Source organism: Rhizobium etli CFN 42 (genome assembly GCF_000092045.1).
In the GTDB taxonomy this organism is placed as follows: domain Bacteria; phylum Pseudomonadota; class Alphaproteobacteria; order Rhizobiales; family Rhizobiaceae; genus Rhizobium; species Rhizobium etli.
Map to the genome: position 1 here is coordinate 2,854,136 of NC_007761.1, position 18,899 is coordinate 2,873,034.

Annotated in this window: 16 protein-coding genes and 1 pseudogene; 4 read left to right on the forward strand and 13 right to left on the reverse strand. The window is 61.4% G+C overall.

The window, feature by feature from the left end:
• Positions 1–13: 13 nt before the first annotated feature.
• Complete coding sequence (locus tag RHE_RS14035; RefSeq protein ID WP_011425989.1) at positions 14–988, forward strand: beta-xylosidase; 975 nt, start codon at positions 14–16, stop codon at positions 986–988.
• Here the strand turns inward: RHE_RS14035 and RHE_RS14040 are convergent.
• The 4 genes from RHE_RS14040 to RHE_RS14055 form a co-directional block, all read right to left on the reverse strand.
• On the reverse strand, positions 962–2,263 hold the full coding sequence (locus tag RHE_RS14040) for a Coenzyme F420 hydrogenase/dehydrogenase, beta subunit C-terminal domain (RefSeq protein ID WP_011425990.1): 1,302 nt from the start codon (positions 2,261–2,263) through the stop codon (positions 962–964). The two genes, RHE_RS14035 and RHE_RS14040, sit on opposite strands and share 27 nt — an antisense overlap.
• A 115-nt stretch (positions 2,264–2,378) precedes the next feature.
• Positions 2,379–3,440: a polysaccharide pyruvyl transferase family protein gene (locus RHE_RS14045; protein ID WP_011425991.1), complete on the reverse strand. Its 1,062-nt coding sequence runs from the start codon at positions 3,438–3,440 to the stop codon at positions 2,379–2,381.
• Positions 3,441–3,684: 244 nt separating this feature from the next.
• On the reverse strand, positions 3,685–4,704 hold the full coding sequence (gene ilvC / locus RHE_RS14050) for a ketol-acid reductoisomerase (protein ID WP_004668557.1): 1,020 nt from the start codon (positions 4,702–4,704) through the stop codon (positions 3,685–3,687).
• A 50-nt stretch (positions 4,705–4,754) separates the two neighbouring features.
• A complete protein-coding gene (locus RHE_RS14055; RefSeq protein WP_187331690.1) occupies positions 4,755–5,420 on the reverse strand; it encodes a TetR/AcrR family transcriptional regulator in 666 nt (221 codons plus the stop codon).
• A gap of 173 nt (positions 5,421–5,593) precedes the next feature.
• On the opposite strand from RHE_RS14055, the pseudogene RHE_RS14060 reads away from it, so the two are divergent.
• Positions 5,594–6,051 (forward strand): annotated as a pseudogene (locus tag RHE_RS14060) (hypothetical protein).
• Positions 6,052–6,078: 27 nt separating this feature from the next.
• Here the strand turns inward: RHE_RS14060 and RHE_RS14065 are convergent.
• From RHE_RS14065 to RHE_RS14090, 6 genes are all read right to left on the reverse strand, one after another.
• Positions 6,079–7,710: an FGGY-family carbohydrate kinase gene (locus tag RHE_RS14065; RefSeq protein WP_011425994.1), complete on the reverse strand. Its 1,632-nt coding sequence runs from the start codon at positions 7,708–7,710 to the stop codon at positions 6,079–6,081.
• Between the two features lie 152 nt (positions 7,711–7,862).
• Positions 7,863–8,579, reverse strand: coding sequence for an HAD family hydrolase (locus tag RHE_RS14070; protein ID WP_011425995.1), 717 nt, complete (start codon positions 8,577–8,579; stop codon positions 7,863–7,865).
• A 3-nt stretch (positions 8,580–8,582) separates the two neighbouring features.
• Positions 8,583–9,311 carry a glycerophosphodiester phosphodiesterase family protein gene (locus tag RHE_RS14075; protein WP_011425996.1) on the reverse strand — a complete coding sequence of 243 codons (729 nt, stop codon included), beginning with the start codon at positions 9,309–9,311 and terminating at the stop codon, positions 8,583–8,585.
• A gap of 28 nt (positions 9,312–9,339) precedes the next feature.
• Positions 9,340–10,260, reverse strand: a complete 921-nt coding sequence (locus RHE_RS14080; protein WP_011425997.1) for an ABC transporter permease subunit — start codon at positions 10,258–10,260, stop codon at positions 9,340–9,342.
• A gap of 2 nt (positions 10,261–10,262) precedes the next feature.
• Entirely contained in the window at positions 10,263–11,255 is a 993-nt protein-coding gene (locus RHE_RS14085; RefSeq protein ID WP_042118731.1) for an ABC transporter permease subunit, read from the reverse strand.
• Complete coding sequence (locus RHE_RS14090; protein ID WP_042118732.1) at positions 11,242–12,600, reverse strand: extracellular solute-binding protein; 1,359 nt, start codon at positions 12,598–12,600, stop codon at positions 11,242–11,244. Before RHE_RS14090 ends, RHE_RS14085 begins: the two co-directional genes overlap by 14 nt.
• 152 nt (positions 12,601–12,752) lie before the next feature.
• On the opposite strand from RHE_RS14090, the gene ugpC reads away from it, so the two are divergent.
• Both ugpC and RHE_RS14100 read left to right on the forward strand, forming a co-directional pair.
• Positions 12,753–13,796, forward strand: a complete 1,044-nt coding sequence (gene ugpC, locus RHE_RS14095) for a sn-glycerol-3-phosphate ABC transporter ATP-binding protein UgpC (RefSeq protein ID WP_011426000.1) — start codon at positions 12,753–12,755, stop codon at positions 13,794–13,796.
• An 82-nt stretch (positions 13,797–13,878) separates the two neighbouring features.
• Entirely contained in the window at positions 13,879–14,883 is a 1,005-nt protein-coding gene (locus RHE_RS14100) for a sugar-binding transcriptional regulator (protein WP_011426001.1), read from the forward strand.
• 177 nt (positions 14,884–15,060) lie between these two features.
• Here RHE_RS14100 and RHE_RS14105 read toward each other — a convergent pair whose 3' ends face one another.
• The 3 genes from RHE_RS14105 to RHE_RS14115 all read right to left on the reverse strand — a co-directional run bounded on the left by RHE_RS14105 (position 15,061) and on the right by RHE_RS14115 (position 18,800).
• Positions 15,061–16,743 (reverse strand): hypothetical protein, encoded by a 1,683-nt coding sequence (locus RHE_RS14105; RefSeq protein ID WP_042118735.1) that lies wholly within the window; start codon positions 16,741–16,743, stop codon positions 15,061–15,063.
• Positions 16,743–17,801 carry a glycosyltransferase family 2 protein gene (locus tag RHE_RS14110; protein ID WP_011426003.1) on the reverse strand — a complete coding sequence of 353 codons (1,059 nt, stop codon included), beginning with the start codon at positions 17,799–17,801 and terminating at the stop codon, positions 16,743–16,745. Before RHE_RS14110 ends, RHE_RS14105 begins: the two co-directional genes overlap by 1 nt.
• A 90-nt stretch (positions 17,802–17,891) precedes the next feature.
• Positions 17,892–18,800, reverse strand: coding sequence for an AraC family transcriptional regulator (locus RHE_RS14115; RefSeq protein ID WP_011426004.1), 909 nt, complete (start codon positions 18,798–18,800; stop codon positions 17,892–17,894).
• Positions 18,801–18,899 lie beyond the last annotated feature (99 nt).

The window sequence follows — 18,899 nt, forward strand, 5'->3', positions numbered from 1 at the left end:
CCGGGGAAGTCAAATGATCGAAGCTACGATGATCTGGAACGAGCCGAACAACAAATCGCACTGGGATCCGGAGATCGATCCTGAATGGAGCCTGTTTGCGCAAATGGCAATCCTGGCGGCCGATGCCATCGCAGCCAAGAATCCGGAACTGACGAAGGTGCTCGGCGGAATATCTCCAATCGACCCCTTCTTCATCAGCCGCATGAAGAATTACGGCGTGCTCGATCACCTCGACGCCGTCGCCCTGCATGGCTTCCCGCTCGACTGGAACCTCTGGCAAATTCATGAGTGGCCGGAGAAAATCAATGAAATCCGCGCTGTCACCGATCTGCCGATCTGGGTCAGCGAAGTGGGCGTCTCGACCTTCGGCGCCGAGGAAGTACAATTGTGGGGTCTGCGACGTACGGCCGAGTTGCTCAAGGGCAGAGTCCAGCGTTGCCAGTGGTACAGCCTCTACGACCTCCCCCGATCATGGGAGGCAACAACGCGTCATCGCGAAGCCGAAGGCTCCTCCTACTATAGGCACTACTATATGGGCCTTCTGCGCGAAGACGGAACGCCCAAACCGGCGCTTGAGGAGTTTGCCAAACACACGCCGGATTTCGGGCTGGTGCAGTGGTTCCACTTCGAAGACCCGCGGCTGGATGAGGCCGCTGCCTGGATGAGGCGGCTGGGCGTGAAATCTGTGCGCACCGGGCTTTCCTGGGCGGACCGATTCCGGCCCAACGCCCTCGATTGGTTCGACCGGCAGATGCGTGCCCTCGAAGACTTCGACGTAACGGTGACATTCTGCTTCACGCCGGAGCATAGAGGTATCGCGCCGCACCATACCAGTGCACCCCTGGTGCCCGAAGAATTCGGAGGGTTCTGCGAGGAAATGGTCGAACGTTATGCACCGCGCAGGGATAGCGGATATGCGTCACGCGTTGCCAAGTCAGCTGCCCGTCTGCTGGGGCTTGAATCACGTGCGTCCCTCGGAACCGGCTAGACCCAGGCTCTGTGCTATCCGGCCAATCGGCCCCCGGGAATAAGCGACTCCCTGATAGCATGCCAAGGCAGCACGAGCCCACAGAATGTAAAGTCTGGGGCTGTGCAAGAAATCGGCGATTGCAAAGGCGCGGTGACTCCAGAAGCTGATCCAATAGCGCATGATGTAGAGCGCCATGCGCCGCCGAGACAGGCCATGGCGACCGGCACGGACACGTTTGCGCGGGCGCATACGCATATGAGGCCAGGTCAACCGGAACGCGAGGCCCTCGCGACGCTGACGGAATCCGGCGGCTTGGGTGGCTACAACAAAGTCGGAATCCACAGAAGACAGTGCGATCCTCTTCTCGGCGTTTCCCGCCTGGATCACATCTAGAAGTGCTTTTGAGCGGACGATCACCACGTTCGTTCCTCTTCCATCAGAGGAGTAGGGCTCCTTCCAGGCATCCCCGAATGCGATATCGGCCGTTTCTGCAACGACGTCGTCGCAGAAATTGCAGGCGGAATTCTGGAAAAAGCCCGCACCCCAGTCACCATCGACCAGATGCCACCAGTCTTGGGCGCACGTCTCTCCGTTTTCGAGTGTCAGCTCAGCCCGATACCAATTCGCAGGCCGATCCTGGGCCTTCTTCCTGTAGTCGAGCCGTTTAACCTTCCGGATGTCCTGCCCCATTTGCCATGCGAAGCTCTCGGCCATGCGCGCGCTTTTCATATGGCCGCAAAACAGCCCAAGCGTGAAGGCAATTCGCTTCTTCAATACTGGATCATCGGCACAGGCCAGTCGCACCGCCTTGATGAAACAAGGAATGCCAACCACGGCGTACCGGCCGGGCGCCTCGCGAATGGACTGAAGCACTCCGGAAAGCTCGACTGGATAATATCGCGATTTGGCGCCCGCCTGAAGTTCCTGCAGATCACGTGACAGCGAATAATGAAACAGGCGCCGTTCCGATTGCGGATCATCGCTCTCCTTGACGTGAGCAACACCATCGACAAGCCCCAGGCGCAGCAATTCCGCTGCCACCCAAGTAACCATGCCGCCGGAGCTGCCGTTCGAACGGTATTCCCCTTCCTCGACATAGCCGACAAAAGCAGCCTCGTAACGACCCAGCAGAGGGTCTCGGTTTTTCGCAGCGGCAAAATATTCGGCTGCCAATTCATCCTCGTCCCTGGCCATCGGCGAAAACGGGCAAATTCGCGCAAATTCTTCATCACGGCCCTGCAACCAAGTCTTCGGGCCTGTCGGCTTCATCTGCCCGTACCGGTCGAGTTCCATGTGCACATCCGGTCGCGCTGACCTTGCGGCACAGGAGCCGCAGCCGATGCAGCAGCCGGAGCCTGCAATATCCTTGGGAGCGATGCCCGGCGTGAGCCGATTTTGTTGACCGGAGCTATTGCAGGGCATGGCTGAGATAGGTGTTGGATGTATCGCGCAGCGAAGATATTCGCTGCGAAATGCCCACAGGAAGCGGGTTATCGAGGATAGTATCCAGATCCGATGGTGTCGTATCTTCGGTCAGTACATGATGTTCGGCTCGGACGAGCCGCGTTAGATCGCGTATCTTATTAGAGCGGTAATCGGAGAGGACACATGCAAATGGCTTCTCGTTGACAAGCGAGAACACGCATCCATGAAAGAAGTTCGTTACGACAGCCTTTGCTCCGGAAATGAATGTGGCGAAGTCCTCCGGCCCGGCGTCAATCCATTGCTCGTCGGCCCAATCGTTCCGATAGCCGATGCTGACAAGCCGATAGCCCCGGTCTCCTGCCCACCGGCGCACTGCATCCTGGAACCACGTGGGAAAACTGTGCCCATAGACGGCTATATAGGCTGCCGCCTCCCCGTCATCCCTGCTCGCCTTCATCATCTGCGGAAATTGCAGGCACGGGTCGAGAACGAGTTCGGGCTCCAGTCCCAATGTCTCGCGGATGATCAGCTCCGAATGGAGGTCCCGGACGGAAATATGAGAGAACTTTCGCAGCTTTTCTGCCCAACCCTCCAGTCGCTGCGACGATGTCAGGCTTCCAAACGTCGCGGCATAGGAAACAAGCCGTCCGCATCGCACCCCTTCACCATAAAACAGCGGATACCCGCCATACCAAGGATGGCGAAGGTTCCACACCTCGTCGCTGCCCACGACAATGAGCGAATAGTCGTCCATCGCGGCTGGGTTCTCCAAGGGAAAAGGCGATGAAAGAGGTAAGCTGGCGAACGCGTGAAAGAATTTCCGGATCTTCGCTTTGTAGAGCGGGTAGTCTTCCTTCGGCGTGGTGGCAGGAAGCAGCGGTTGCAGTGCGCATTGCCATTCCGCGCGGTTCACGCGATCGGACATGTGTTCCAGCAGAACGGCTTCTATTCCCATGGACGCGAGGCCTTCGGCCAGACAGCGTGCCTGCCAATAGGAGCCATAATTTATGCAGCGGTGAAAGGTAAGAATTCCGGCCTTAGGCATTTGGTCCCTGAAGTAGATCGAATATATCGCACTAACCGATCAACTCCAGTTCCGTTCCCAACAAACCGAAGCTCGCCTCTTCGTTGGCGATGTGATCCACCACCCACCGGTGCTCGATCCCCGAGCAGGCTTTCTTCAGCATGTCGCAATGAATCAAATAACCCCCAGCTCAGCCAGGGGTTATCAGCAGTCTGGAGGCTGGAGCTTTCATCCCGGCCTCCCCGTCTACTGTTAGCGAAACAGCTTAGTTGACCGACTTGTCGACCAGCTTGTTCTTCCCGATCCAGGGCATCATGCCGCGCAGCTTGGCGCCGACTTCCTCGATCTGGTGGCTGTCGTTGTTGCGGCGGATGCCCTTGAAGCGGGCAGCACCGGAGCGGTATTCCTGCATCCACTCGGAGGTGAACTTGCCGGTCTGGATGTCCTTGAGGACGCGCTTCATCTCGGCCTTGGTTTCTTCGGTGATGATGCGCGGACCGGTGACGTATTCGCCCCACTCGGCCGTGTTGGAGATCGAGTAGTTCATGTTGGCGATGCCGCCTTCATAGATCAGGTCGACGATCAGCTTCACTTCGTGCAGGCACTCGAAATAGGCCATTTCAGGCGCATAACCAGCTTCGGTGAGCGTTTCGAAACCGGCGCGGATGAGCTCGACGAGACCGCCGCAGAGAACGACCTGTTCGCCGAAGAGGTCGGTTTCGCACTCTTCCCGGAAGTTGGTTTCGATGATGCCCGAACGGCCGCCGCCGACGCCGCAGGCGTAGGAGAGAGCGAGTTCAAGCGCGTTGCCGGATGCGTTCTGGTGAACGGCAACGAGGCAGGGAACGCCGCCGCCCTTCTGGTATTCGCCGCGAACCGTGTGGCCCGGGCCCTTCGGCGCGATCATGACGACGTCGACCGAAGCCTTCGGCTCGATCAGGCCGAAGTGAACGTTGAGGCCGTGAGCGAAGGCAATCGCTGCGCCGTCACGGATGTTCGGCGCGATATCGGCCTTGTAGATGTCTGCCTGCAGCTCGTCCGGCGTCGCCATCATCATCAGGTCGGCCCAGCCGGCGGCTTCGGCAACCGTCATGACCTTGAAGCCGTCGGCTTCGGCCTTCTTGACTGTGGGCGAGCCGGCCTTGAGAGCTATGACGAGGTTCTGGGCGCCGCTGTCCTTGAGGTTCAGCGCATGGGCACGGCCCTGCGAGCCGTAGCCGATGACGGCGACCTTCTTGGCCTTGATGAGGTTGAGATCGGCATCACGATCGTAATAGACGCGCATTTGAAGTTCCTTCCCTTGTGCTTGTCCTATTGACTGTCATTAAGGCGAAATCAGCCGAGAGCCGGCATCTCCGCCAGTACCTTTTCCGTGCCGTAGAGCCGGAGGAAGGCGGTCACCGCCTTCTCCGCCTGGCGCGCGGTATCCTTGAGGCCGGGTTCGCCGAGCAGCATGCGCACATGCAGATCGGAAACGACAAGGCCGTATAGCGTATGATAGGCTTCGTCGGCATCGGCAAAGCGCAGCAGCCCTGCCCTCTTGCCGGCATCGATCAGCGCCATGGCGCGCCGGTCGATCTGGCGGCGGCCGCGCTCCAGCAGCAGCTTGCCGAGCTTCGAGCCGTCGCGATGGGACTGGCCGATCGCCAGCCGGTTCAGCGCCAGCGAGACATCGCCGGCCAGCACTTCCAGCAGATCGCGCGCGAAGATGACAACATGGTCGTGCAGGCTCGCCGCCGTCAGCCGCTCGCCGTTGCGCTCGAAGGTGCGCACCTTGCTCGCCTGATAGGCGATCATCGCCGAGAGCAGACCGTCCCGGTCACCGAACCACTTGTAGAGGCTTTCCTTGGAGCAATTGGCGGCGCGCGCGACCCCAGAGGTCGTCAGCGCCTTCTCGCCGCCATCGACGAGCAGCCGCAGCGCCTGCTCCAGAACGGCGTTCTGGCGCGGCGAAAATTCGCTCGGCTCTGCAGTATCGACAGACAAGGTCACGGCTCCCACATACGTACCGTACGGTACGGTTCGTGATCTTTATGCGGCAAACCGAACGGGCCGTCAAGCCAGGCCCGGCAGATTTTTATACGAGAAAGGCGGGCGCGGCACCAGAATTGGATAGGCGGACACTGATGGCGATTGCATAATGCTTGTCGAACGTCATTTGCCGGGAGCCTTCCATGTCGCGCCATTTTGCTGCCCTTCTCCTGGCCGGAGCGATGCTCCTGGCAGCGCCGCCCTTCGCCGACCGCGCCGCCGCGCAGTCGGATAGCGAGGTCTATGACCGTATCGAGGAGTTGCACGGCGATGCCGCGGGCTTCGACCGGCCGCTGCGCCAGCTCGTTGCGGCGATGCGCTCCGGCGACGCCGAGAGCGTTGCCGGCCTTGCCGAATATCCACTGACCGTCAAGGTGAACGGCGAGACCTACGATGTCGAGAACGCCGAGGATTTTGTCGAGAATTTCGACGATCTGGTGACGCCGGAGACCCGCCGCGCCGTCGGCCGCCAGCAATATCAGGATCTCTTCGTCAGCAGCGACGGCGTCATGCTCGCCAACGGCGCCGTCTGGATGGCGCGGTCTGCGACGACAACGCCTGCGACGAGAGCCATTGGGCGATCATCGCCATTAACAATTAGTCCCGAAACGTTTGTCGCGCAGCCATGTCAGCCATCGCTGCGAAGCTTGCGCGCCAGCGTCTGCAGCTCCTTGAAGGCTTCGTAACGCTTGCGGTGGAGGTCGGAAACCTCGCCGTCTGACGGCTGAAAGCGTGTTTCCACCCTCGTGAGTTCGCCCATCGCCGCGCGCACATCGGCAAATTGGCGGCCGGCGACGGCCCCGAGGATCGCTGCGCCGAGCAGCACCGGCTCTTCGGCCTCCGTGGCGACCACCGGCTTGCCGCTCGCATCGGCGAGCACCTGGCGGACGAAATCGTGCTGGCCGGCGCCGCCGCTGATGACGATGTTTTCGACGCTGACGCCCGCCTCGGCCTGCGTTTCGATGATCTGTCTGAGGCCGTAGCCGATGCCGCAAAGCCCAGCGATGTAGAGTGAAACCAGGCTGTCGAGATCCCGCTCCATGCCGAGACCGGCGATAACAGCTCGGGCATGCGGATCGGCAAAGGGCGCGCGGTTGCCGAGGAACTCGGGAACGACATGCAGCCCAGCCGCCAGCCTGACCGCATCGGAAGCACGGCCCCCCCTGCCGGCGGCCATGTCGGCAAGCAGGACCGGCAGCGCAGTGCCGGCGCTCGTCGCAAGCTCCCTCGCCTCGCCGGCCGCGGGATGGAAGGAGAGGAGCTGGTCGATCGCCGCGCCGGCGGCACTCTGGCCGCCTTCGTTCAGCCAAAGACCCGGCACCATCGCCGAATAATAGGGTCCCCAGACGCCGGAAACGAAAGACGGATCCGCCGTCGAGGTCATCGTGCAGGAGGAGGTCCCGAAGACATAGGCGAGATTGGCCTGCGGATCGGCGCCGACGGTGCCGACGCCGCCGGCATGGGCATCGATCAGCCCGGCCGCGACCGCCGTTCCCGGCACCAGGCCGAGGTCCTCTGCCGCAGCAACGGTCAGTCCCTGACCTAGCGCCGAACCGGGCTCGACGATGGAGGTGCCGATGCGGGCAAAACCTTCGTCCGCCAGCACGCCGAGGCCGATCTGATGGAAATAGCTGCCGTCCCAGCGCTTCTCATGGGCGAGATAGGTCCACTTGCAGGTGACGGTGCAGGTCGAGCGCGAGAGGTCGCCGGTCGCCCGCCAGGTGAGGAAATCCGCAAGGTCGAAGAATTGCCGGGCGGCATCGAACACCTGGGGGCGGTTTTCCCTGAGCCAGAGAAGCTTGGGAGTTTCCATCTCGGGCGAGATGCGGCCGCCGACATAGCGCAGCACATCATGCCCGAAGGCGTTGATGCGCTCCGCCTGCGGAACGGCACGGTGGTCCATCCACACGATGATGTCCCGTTCCGGATCTTCCGAAGGCCCGACGGGCAGCGGCCTGCCGCCTTTGCCGAGAACGACGAGCGAGCAGGTGGCGTCGAAGCCGAGCCCGACCACGGAAGCCGGATCGACGCCGGCTGCGACAACCGCCTCTCGCACGGCGGCGCACACAGCGCTCCAGATTTCGCTGCTCGATTGTTCGACGATGGAACCAGCCTCATGAAACACGCTGATATTGCGCTTGGCGGAGGCCAGCATGCTGCCGGCCATATCGAACAGGCCCGCCCGGGCGCTGCCGGTGCCGACATCGACGCCGATGACATATTTGGCGCCGGCTTCTGCGGTGTGGAATGTGTCGCTCATGGTCTCGCTTCAATTCGCCTGAGATCGGGTTGATGGGCAGCCGCGGCCGGATTTTGAAACTCTATGTCTGGAAAGATCGCGGCCTCCAAAGAGGCTGACATTACGCAGTCGTAGCGCAATGGCAAGGAGGCCAACACGCTGGGCAGATGCCGTCAGAGCCTTCCTCCGACATTTTCCAGAATGGCGGTGAGCTCCCCTGCCCCCGTCGCAACGGCGGCAGCTCCGGCGGCATCGAGCACCGCGCGGCGACCGGGCCGCGGATCGGCCGGATCGACGAATCCGATGGCCGTCATGCCTGCGGCGATTGCCGCCGCCACACCATGAACGCTGTCGTCGATCATGATGCATCTGGCTGGCTGGGCCCGAAAACGCTCGGCGCAATGCAGCAGCAAGTCGGGCGCCGGCTTCGGCCGGGAAACGGCTTCGGCGCTGAACACGCTCTCTTCGAAGGCGCCCCAGAGATCGAGCTTGCCCAGGCTGTTGCGCAGCCGCCGCATCGTGCTGTTCGAGGCGACGCATTTCGGACGGTCGAGGCTGTTGACGACCTCGGCAATGCCGGCCATCGGCTTCAGCGAACGGGCGAATTCCTCGAACAGATGAAGATGCCACCGCTCGAATAGCGCGGCGACATCGCTGATTCCGTATTCGCGCCGGCACATTTCGGCGATGATGCTTTCCGAATTGCCGGTGAATTTGACATGGGCCTCCGCAGCGCTGATCGCAATACCGGCGCCTTGCAGCATTTCCGCAAGCGTACGGCTGGCGATCGGCTCGCTGTCGATCAGCACGCCGTCGCAATCGAAGATCACGAGGTCGATGCTGTCCATGGCGCCTCGCGTGCCGGGATGATCGATGCGGCTATCGAGCATGCCTCACCTCCGCGCCTGCAGGGCGAGATCCGGCCGGTCCGTGGTGATCTGCCGGATCGGTTTGGCAAGCCAGTATTCGAGATCGCTCATCTCGTTCGGGACCCAGGCGCCGAGCCGGTCGAGCGGCACGAGTTGGGTGATCTCGTCCCACTTCGCCTGAAGCAGCGACTTCTCGACGGCGATGATATCCGAGCGCTGCTTCATCAGGCTGAGGCCGCTCGCAAGGCCGAGACGCTCGGCCGACTTGGCGTCGAAGGACGACAAAGTGCGAACTCCCGAAGCGGCCTTGCGAATGTCGGCAAGCACGTCGGGATGAAAGCTCGTCAGGATCGACCGCCCCACAAGCCCAAGCCGCTCGACGGCGGCGAATGCCTTGGCGGCCAGCCCCTCGTAAGGCGTCCCGTCGGCATCGGTCTTCAGTTCGATATGAAGCTCGAGCGGCGTGTCCTTGAAGACGGCAAGCACCTCTTCCAGCGTCGGGACCGCCTCCCCGTCGCTGTCCTTGAGGCTGATTTCCCGATGTTTTCCGGGGCCGAGATCGGCAACCGGCCCATGTGCATCCGTCGTGCGTTCGAGCGTCGGGTCGTGAATGACGAGCATTTCACCCGAGCGCGTCAGGTGGATGTCGAACTCCACGCCATCGACCGGCAGTTGCGCCAGTTTGCGGAAGCCCGAAAGACTGTTTTCGGGCCAGAGATTGCGGCCACCGCGGTGGCCGATGATATGCACCATCGTCTGAATATCCTTGAAGTTCGGCCTGTTACTTTCCGGAGTCCACCAGCCCCTTGGTGAACCAGCGTTGCATGAAGAGAATGACGGCCGCAGGCGGCAGCATGACGAGCAGCGCAGCACTCATCGCAATGTTCCAGGCAGGCGCGGAGTCGGAGACCGGAACGAGCTGCTTCAGCCCGAGCACCGCCGTTCCCATCTCCTTGTCGGTGGTAAAGAGCAGCGGCCACAAATACTGGTTCCAGCCGTAGAGAAACAAGATGATCGAGAGCGCCGCGATATTGGCGCTCGACAGCGGCAGCAAGATATCCTTGAAGAATTTCAGGGGACCGGCGCCATCGAGCTTGGCCGCCTCGCAAAGCTCGTCGGGAACGGTCAGGAAGAACTGCCGGAACAGGAAGGTTGCCGAGGCGGAGGCGATCAGCGGCAGGATCAGGCCGGCATAGCTGTTGACCATGTTCCATTTCAACGAGGCTTCGATGCTGTATCCCGTCAGTCCTTCGACGACGCCGGAAAGGCCGATGATGCCGGCGAGCCAACGGACCGGCCCGGAGGCATCGGCGACCGCTTCGTAGGTTGGAATGATGCGGACCTCGACCGGAAGCATCAGCGACACGAAGATCAGCCAGAACGCCGTCATGCGGAACGGAAAGCGGAAATAGGTGACGCCGAACGCGGCGATCAGCGAGATCGCCAGCTTGCCGACGACGATGCCGGCGGTGACGATGATCGAATTCAGGAACAGCTGCGAGAACTCGCCCTGCTGCCAGGCGGCAGCCAGGTTTTCGAAAAAATGCGAGCCAGGCAAAAGCGGGAACGGCGCCTGTTGAACTTCCTGCAAAGTCAGCGAGCCGGCGACGAAGGCGAAATAGAGCGGCAGGCAGACGAAAACCGCGCCGATCAGCAATATGGCGTGGCAGAAGATCGAAAGGCCGAGATGGCGTTCGGGCATGGCTACACCTGGTAATTGACCTTGCGCTCGAGCGCACGGAATTGAACGATGGTGAAGAGGATGGCGATCAGCATCAAAAGCACCGATTGCGCGGCCGACGAGCCGAGGTCGAGCTGCACGAAACCATCCTGATAGACCTTGTAGACCAGGCTGTTCGTCGCCCCCGCCGGACCGCCGCGGGTGACCGCGTCGATGATACCGAAGGTTTCGAACAGGCCGTAGACGAAGTTCATCACCACGAGGAAGAAGATCGTCGGCGAGATCAGGGGAAGCGAAATGGTGAAGAAGCGCCGGACGGGTCCTGCGCCATCGAGTTTTGCCGCCTCCAGCAGCGAGGCAGGCACGGCCAGCAATGCGGCGACGAGGAAGATGTAGTCGTAGCAGACATTCTTCCAGACCGAAGCGATCGTCACCAGAAGCTGCGCATCGAATGGCCGCCGGTTCGGGTCCCATTCGAAGCCGAACCCATGGAGAAGCTGCGCGATTGGCCCCACCGCCGGGTTGAACAAAAAGGCCCAAATCACGCCCGAAATGACAGGCGCGATCGCATAGGGAAGCAGGATGATGCTCTTGTAGATCCCCCTGCCCCTGATCACGAAATCGGTCGCGAAGGCGAACAGACCGGCAAGCAGAAGCGTTGCGGCGTTCTGTGCAACGGTGAACCACAGCGTGAACAGTGCGCTGCCGCGATATTCCGGGCTGGCAAAGAGATTGTAGAAATTCGTGAGCCCGACGAAAATCTGCGTGCCGCCGAAGGGATCGACCTGAACGAAGGCCAGTGACAGCGCCTTGTAGGACGGGATGAAAAAGAAGAACAGCAGGATCAGCAGCTGCGGCGCAACGAGGCCGAAGGCAAGCCACGGCCTGTTGAAGTGGGCGGACTTCAACCCGGCCTCCGAAGGCTGCCCGATGGAGCGCCCCGTCGACAGAAGATCCGGGATGCGAAGGCGCCGGGCGGCGCCTTCCATCTTTCCCATGGTTCTACTTTGCTGCATGAAGCTGCTCATACTGGCGAAGGATCTGGTTGCCGCGCGCCGCCGCCGCATCCAGCGCCTGCTGCGGGGTCTTCTGGCCGGTCCACACACCCTGGATTTCTTCCACCAGAAGCGCCATCGACTGGTTATGATTGCCGAAGCGGAAGCCGCGCGAATTATCGGTCGGCGTGCCGCGCGTCAGCTGGAGAATGGCGATTTCGCGGGTCGGGTGATCCTTGAAATAGCCCTCGGACTTGGCCTGTTCATAGGCGGCGTTGGTGACGGGCACATAGCCGGTCTGCTTGCTCCACCAGACCTGCGTCTTCGGTGAGGCGAGGAAGTTCAGGAAGGCGGCAGCGCCGGCATATTCTTCCTCCGACTTGCCTTTCAGGACCCAGAGCGCGCCGCCGCCGATAGTGCTGTTCTTCGGCTGGATGCCTTCCTCATGCGGCAGGAAGGTTGCGCTCCAATTGAATTTCGCACCGCTTTCGACGGCAGCATGCGCCGCGGTGGAGGCCACATAGGTCGAGCAGGTGCCCGAGGTGAACAGCTGGTCGGGCGAGAGTCCCTGCCCGGCGATCTGCAGGATGCCGGCGTCGAGCCATGTCTTGAGGCGCGTCACCTGGCCGACGACAAGCGGGCTCTTGTTGAAGATGAATTCGGTGTCGAGGCCGCCGAAGCCATTCGCCTTGGTGCCGTAAGGCTGGTCCTGGATCGCCGCGTAATTCTCGATCAGGCTCCAGTAGAAGTCGTTGGCGAGCGCCATCTGGCACTTCGAAACGCCCTTCTCCTTGATGGCGCGCAGCTGCTTGTCGAGCTCCTGCCAGGTCTCGCCCGGCTTGTCGAAGCCGGCTGCCTTGAAGTGATCGGCATTGTACCAGAAGATCGGCGTCGAGCTGTTGAAGGGCATCGCCGCCGGCTTGCCGTCGACCAGATAGAAACCGGCGACCGGCGCGACGAAATCGTTCCAGTCGATCTTGTAGCCTTCCTTCTCCATCAGCTGCGGCACCGGAATGATGGCGCCGGAATTGTACATGGTCAGGAATCCCCGCTCGGCCGCCTGGATCAGCACCGGCTGCTGGTGGACGCGGTAGGCGGCCACCATCGCCGCCATGGTCTCCTCGTAATTGCCTTTGCCGATGCCGACGACCTCGTATTTGTCCTGCGAGGCGTTGAAGTCGGCAATCAGCTTGTTGGTGATCTCGGCCAGACGGCCGCCTGCCGCGTTCCACCATTCGACCTTGACGCGATCGGCGGCGCTGGCGTGGCCTGCATTTGCCAATCCGAGTGTCATCAGTGCAGCGCCCGCCCCGAATGACCGGATCGTCCGCCCGATACGGGATCCTATTGAAGACATTGCCGTCATTTCGTTTTCCTCTCCATTGCCTTTGTTCGCCGACCGGTGCGCCGAGCGCCGGTCAACCCCTCCCAGAGTGGCTATAAAACAAGGTTGGGGTCACTTGTTACAAATGTCAATAGTATGTTACAAATGTATGACGACCTCGGAGGAAGGATGTTATGGCGGCTATCGAACTGATCGACCTGAAGAAGAACTACGGACCGGTTCCCGCGGTGAAAGGGATCAATCTGACTGTCGCGGACGGCGAGATGATTGTGCTGGTCGGCCCATCAGGATGCGGAAAATCGACCTTACTGCGGATGATTGCGGGTCTCGAAGTCATAAGCTCCGGGCATCTCAGGATATCAGGCAACGACGTTGGCCATGTCGATCCGGCCGACCGCAACATTGCGATGGTCTTCCAGAACTACGCGCTCTATCCTCACATGACCGTTCGGCAGAATCTCGAATACGGGCTCAAGAACCGCCGCGTTCCTCGCCACGAGATCAACCGGCGGATCGCGGACGCCGCCGACATTCTGGAAATCGGCGAATTCCTCGAGCGACGCCCCCGTCAGCTCTCGGGCGGACAGCGCCAACGCGTTGCCATGGGCCGCGCCATCGTCCGCGATCCCGCCGCCTTCCTCTTCGACGAACCCTTATCCAATCTGGATGCGAAGCTTCGCGTGCGAATGCGTGTCGAAATTCGCAGGTTGCAGCGGCAGCTCAAGACGACCAGTCTCTATGTGACGCACGACCAGCTTGAGGCGATGACCCTCGCCGACAGGCTCGTCGTCATGAATGGCGGCCGAATCGAGCAGATCGGGACACCCGTCGAGGTGTATCGCCGTCCCGAAACTGTCTTCGTTGCCGGCTTTATCGGTTCTCCGCCGATGAACCTGATCGATCTAGATGAACTCGGCCCCAGCGACCGCGCGTTTCCCAGGGACACGGATCTCGTCGGCATCAGACCTGGTGCGATCAACCTCGGCGCCGGATCGGCGCACGATCTCCGGTTCGATGCCCATGTCGAATTGATCGAAACCGTCGGCGATGAGAACAACGTACATCTGCGCATCGACGACAGCCGAAAGCGTATCATCGCGAGCGTGCCTACCGATCGACATCTGCGGGAAAGTGATCGCATTTCGTGTCATGTACGCATGGAAGCCTTGCATCCCTTCAACAAGTCGACCGGCCGGCGAACCGACCGATCGAGGTGAAGCGGCTGACACGGCCTCCGGCGATTGACAAGCGCCGGGGATTTGAGATCCATGGCGTCGAAGCGGAGGCGCAGATTATCGCATGTCACAGAACAGAAATGCTTCTTCCGCGCCCGTAGCGCTCCCGGACGAACAGATGCAGGTGCGCGTGGTCTGGCTCTATTACATGGAGGGACGCACCCAAGGTGAAATCGCAGAAGCACTTTCGACCAACAGGCTTCGCGTCAACAAGATCATCGCTGAGGCGCGCCGATCTGGCCTTGTGACGATCACCCTCAATTCCCGGCTGACGTCCTGTGTCGCCCTGGAGCAGCAGCTGGCGGCAGAATTCAACCTCAATCGGGCAATTATCGTACCGACGCCCGAGGATGCGGAACTGATCCCGGTCCTGCTCGGCCAGGCGGCCGCCGATTATCTCGTCCAGCTGCTGAACGGCGGCAATATCCGCGGCGTCGGCGTCGGGTGGGGAGCGACGCTCCGCGAGATGGTGCGGCATATGCCTTCCCTCAGACGGCCTGATATCTGCGTCAATTCGGTCATGGGCGGGCTGACGCACGGCATCGAAATTAATACCTTTGACATTGCAAGCGATCTTGCCCGCCAACTCAATGCCGAATGCTCCTATCTGGCTGCTCCGATCTATGCCGGCAGCCCGGAATCGCGGACGGCAATCGTACGGCAGGATGTTTTTGAATCAGCCTTTCGACAAATCGAGGCCAATGATATCATCGTGCTCAGCATCGGTGACATGACCGAGCGTTCGCTGCTGATGCGCTACGGCTTGCCACGCAACATCAACATCGAGGAATTGCTCGCAGCCGGTGCCTGTGGTGACGTGCTCGGCCAGTTCGTCGATAAGATCGGGCGGCCGATCGACCATGCGATAAACAGGTGCGCGATCGCTCCCGAGCTGGAGGCCCTGCGCGTCATTCCCAATGTCGTCTTCGCGTCAGGGGGCCTGAACAAGGCGCAGGCGATCGCAGCCGTGCTGCTGTCCGGCCTGGGCAACATCCTGATTTCCGACGAAGACACGGCACGACAGGCACAAAAGCTTGCTGTCGAGCTCAGGACGAGCGGCGGTTTTTAGAGCCGAACATGCACTGCATCGGCAGCCTGGAGCAATTCCAGGAAAAGTGCGAGGTTTTCCCGGGCAAAGCGCGAACCGCTTTTGCCGGGCAAAGCGCGAACTGCTTTTGCCGGGAATTGCGTAAATCCAAGAGCTTAGAGCGGTTCTGCGCTTCCGTGAAAAGCTGAACCGCTCTAACTAGGACGCCCTGGCGCAACCGGCCGGGATGGAGAGAGGTTCCGCCGGCATTACCTTGTCGATCGCATAAAGCTGCGCGAAACCGGCATCCTCGATGAGCGTCAGTCCCGCCGGCATCAAGCTGCCGACATAGCGGTCAGGGATATCGGCATTGGCGACGAGAATGAAATCGAAACGCCTGCGCCAATCCGACAGATAGGGCGTAAAATCCTTATACTCCCGCATCATTGTCGGGCATGAAAGTACGCTGATCGACACCAGATTTCCCTCGGGAACCGCGATCTCTGACCATGGCGGCAGGACGGAAAGCGGCTGCTTGCCCTTTGCCGTGAAGAGCGTCGGCACGAAAGCATGCGAGAACGGCACGGCGAGCGTCGGCAGATGCCGGAAGGTATCCAAACCCCAGGCAAAGTGCCGATTGGAATGGGCAAGGCTGCTGGCGGTCTCCGGTTCATGCCCCAGAGGCAGCACGGCCGCGCCGGCAGGTATCTTTCTCAGCACAGTCTCGACAGCCGCGACATCTTTCTGCGCCAGCCACCAATTCCAGCCGATCCAGCCGGCTCGGCCGAAGACCGCGAGATTGATGATCAGCGCCAGCGACAGCGCCTGCCGGCGTGTCAAACTGGCGAACGGGCACATCATCGCCATGGCGACGAAAGCCGTCATGATCGGAAAGCGCCAGCTGATCCAGCCGGTGCCGAGAGCGTGTCGCGGCGAAATACAGGAAAGAAGCAATAATCCGCAGGCGGTAACGGCAAGCCCCGCATGCACCTGCATGTCGCCCGCACGTGCGGCCCGCGTGCATATGAGGATCAGTGGCAGAATCAGCACGACGTCCACCAATGGAACATAGGTCGTGATGGCGGAGACAAGGTTTATGAGGATCAGGATGACGCCATCGTTCCAGGCAAGCCCAAGGCCACTCCCGCCGGCATCCGGTAAAGCAGCAGTGCGGAGGTACAACGCGAGCGGCGGTAGGGCGCAGACACTGATCGCCAGCGCCAAGCGGGCGGTAAGCCTCGCCAACGCGGTCTTTGATCGCAATATGTCGATGCGCCAGGAAAATTCGAGGCCGCAGACGATCGCGATATAGAACCCGAGCGAGAAGATGTGCATCACCGTCAGCAGCAGTGCGGCGGCGAGCCGCCAGGCAAAAGTCCAGACCGGATTTCCGCCCTGCAGCCGCAGGTCGATGCACGAGAAGAGCAATGCCATGCCAAGACCGATCTGAAAATTGATGAACCCGCCGATCATCGTCGCGCACCAGCCGAACGACAGCATGGCGATCTGCCAATAGTGCCGACCGCCGAAGAGCGCACGGTGCAGCCCGATCGCACCGATCGGCGGCAACACGATTGCCAAAAAAAGCAATGCTCGCGCCAGCCTGTCAGCGCCGACGAGCGGCCCCAGCAAGAAGGCGAGAAGATCGATTCCGACATTAGTGAAGGTGCGATTCCAATCGACCGCGTAGATCTGAGAAAACGGCTGCTCGCTGATGCCGCCGGAAAGAAGCCAGATGCGGGCGTAGTGGTTGGCGTAGTCGAGCACCGGCGGAAAGGGAAACAGTATGATCAGGATCGCCGCAAGTCCCACGAAGGCGACAATCGCAATGGTGGAATCCTGCCGCTCGGCCAGCTCCATAGGCTCGGCTGCCGCCATTGAAGACCTCGCAATGCGGTCCATCAGCCGATCCGGCCGTTCTTTTGCGGGCGCGACGGCTTATCGGATGCCAGGGCCGCGTCTACTGCGGCACGCTTGTCGCCGGCGCTCATCTCCGAAAAAGCGGCCGGCAGCTCGGTCTGCTCGCTGCCGCGCAGGATGGTCTCGATCATGAACATCGGCCGCTTCTTACTCTCCTGCACCAGACGGCCGAGATACTCGCCGATGATGCCGATGCAGATCAGCTGGATGGCGCTGAAGACACTGACGGCTGCCATGATGGACGACCAGCCGGTGACGGTTTCGCCCTGCAGCCAGCGAATGAAAGTATAGACCAGCAGCGCGACCGCAACTCCGGCGCTGATCATGCCGAGCCATGTGGCGATGCGCAGCGGCGTCGTCGAAAAGCTGGTGATCGCATCGAGGGCGAAATTGATCATCTTTCGCAGCGGATATTTCGTCGTGCCGGCAAAACGAGGGTCCCGCTCATAAGGAAGAGCCACCTGCCGGCCGCCGATCCAGCTCACCATGCCGCGGATGAAGCGATCGCGCTCCGGCATCGCCAGCAGAATATCGACGACGCGCCGGCGCATCAGCCGGAAATCGCCGGTATCGCGCGGAATGGTCACGGAAGCGAGCCTCGTGAGCGCGCGGTAGAAGAGCGACGCGGAGGCGAGCTTGAACCAGGTTTCGCCCTCTCGGCGCGTGCGCTGGCCGTAGACGACATCGGCGCCGCGCTCCATGATCGGCATCATCATCAACAGCAACTCGGGCGGATCCTGGAGATCGGCGTCGATCAGGAGCACGCGCTCGCCCCGCGACGCCGAAAGACCCGCCGTCGATGCCAGCTGGTGGCCGTGATTACGCAGGAGACGGACGCCGAGCACCTGCGGCACTTTTGCCGCCAGATCCAAAATGATTTCCCAGGTAGCGTCAGATGAGCCGTCATCGACGAGAATGAGTTCGAAGGCGTCGCCGGCGACGCTCTGCGCGGCAGCGGCGGCGCGGCGGCAGAATTCGCGCAGGCCTTCTTCCTCGTTGTGACAAGGCGCGACAATTGAAAGGAACGGTGCTTGCGTCATGCGGACGGCGGTGCCTGCTTGATGGATGGCGCCAGCCTAGCCGGGAAAGGTCAAACATCCTTTAATGGCAGGCCGGCAGCCGCCCCAGCGCTATCCGGCCGCTATGATCTCGCGCACGCCGTCGACATCGCGGGCTGGTGACGCGCCATAGAGGCGGCTGTATTCGCGGCTGAACTGCGACGGGCTCTGATAACCGACCCGGTGGCCGGCCGTGCCGGCATCGAGCCGCTCGACGAGCATCAGCCGGCGGGCCTCGTGCAGGCGAAGCTGCTTCTGATACTGGACGGGCGTCATCGCCGTGACCGACTTGAAATGGTGATGGAAGGACGACACGCTCATGTTGACCCGCTCGGCAAGGTCTTCGATGCGCAGCGGCCGCGCGAAATTCTCCTTCAGCCAGGCAACGGCGCGCGCGATCCGGTTGCTGTGGCTGTCGGCAGTGGCGATATTGATCAGCCGTGCGCCGTGCGGTCCGGTCAGCACCCGGTAAAGAATTTCCTGCTCGATCAGCGGCGCCATGGCGGGAATGTCACCTGGACGATCGAGCAAGCGCAGCAGGCGGACGGCCGCATCCATCAGCTCCGGCGGCGCGACGTTCACCACCATCCCGCGCTGACCGTCTGTATGGGCGGCCGGGCGCGGGATATCGATGCGGCTGAGCAGCTCCAGCAGTTTCTCGGAATCGATTGCCAGCCCGAGACAGAGATGCGGCACATCGGGGCTCGCCTCCGTGACGCGCCAGGCGACCGGCAGGTCGAGCGAAGTCAGGAGATAATCCCCGGTGCCGTAGCTGATCTGCTCCGTGCCAAGCTGCAGGCTTTTGGCGCCCTGCAGCACGAAAGCGAAACAGGGCCGGTAACTGCTGTGCAAGGGATCGCTCGGCTTGGAGCGGCGGCTGACATGAAGATTGCCGATGGCAGTCGAGAACTCGCCGTCGCCAGGCGCGAAGCGCATCGCGATGTCGACGATTTCCTGATAGGGGCTGAAGGGCAAGGTCATGCGGCAACTCTTTCTGTCGATTGTCCGACGCCGTCGATACCGCCTCTATCTAGAGTGCTTCAGCCGTTTCGCAAACAGGCGGGCGCCTCACTTTTGCAG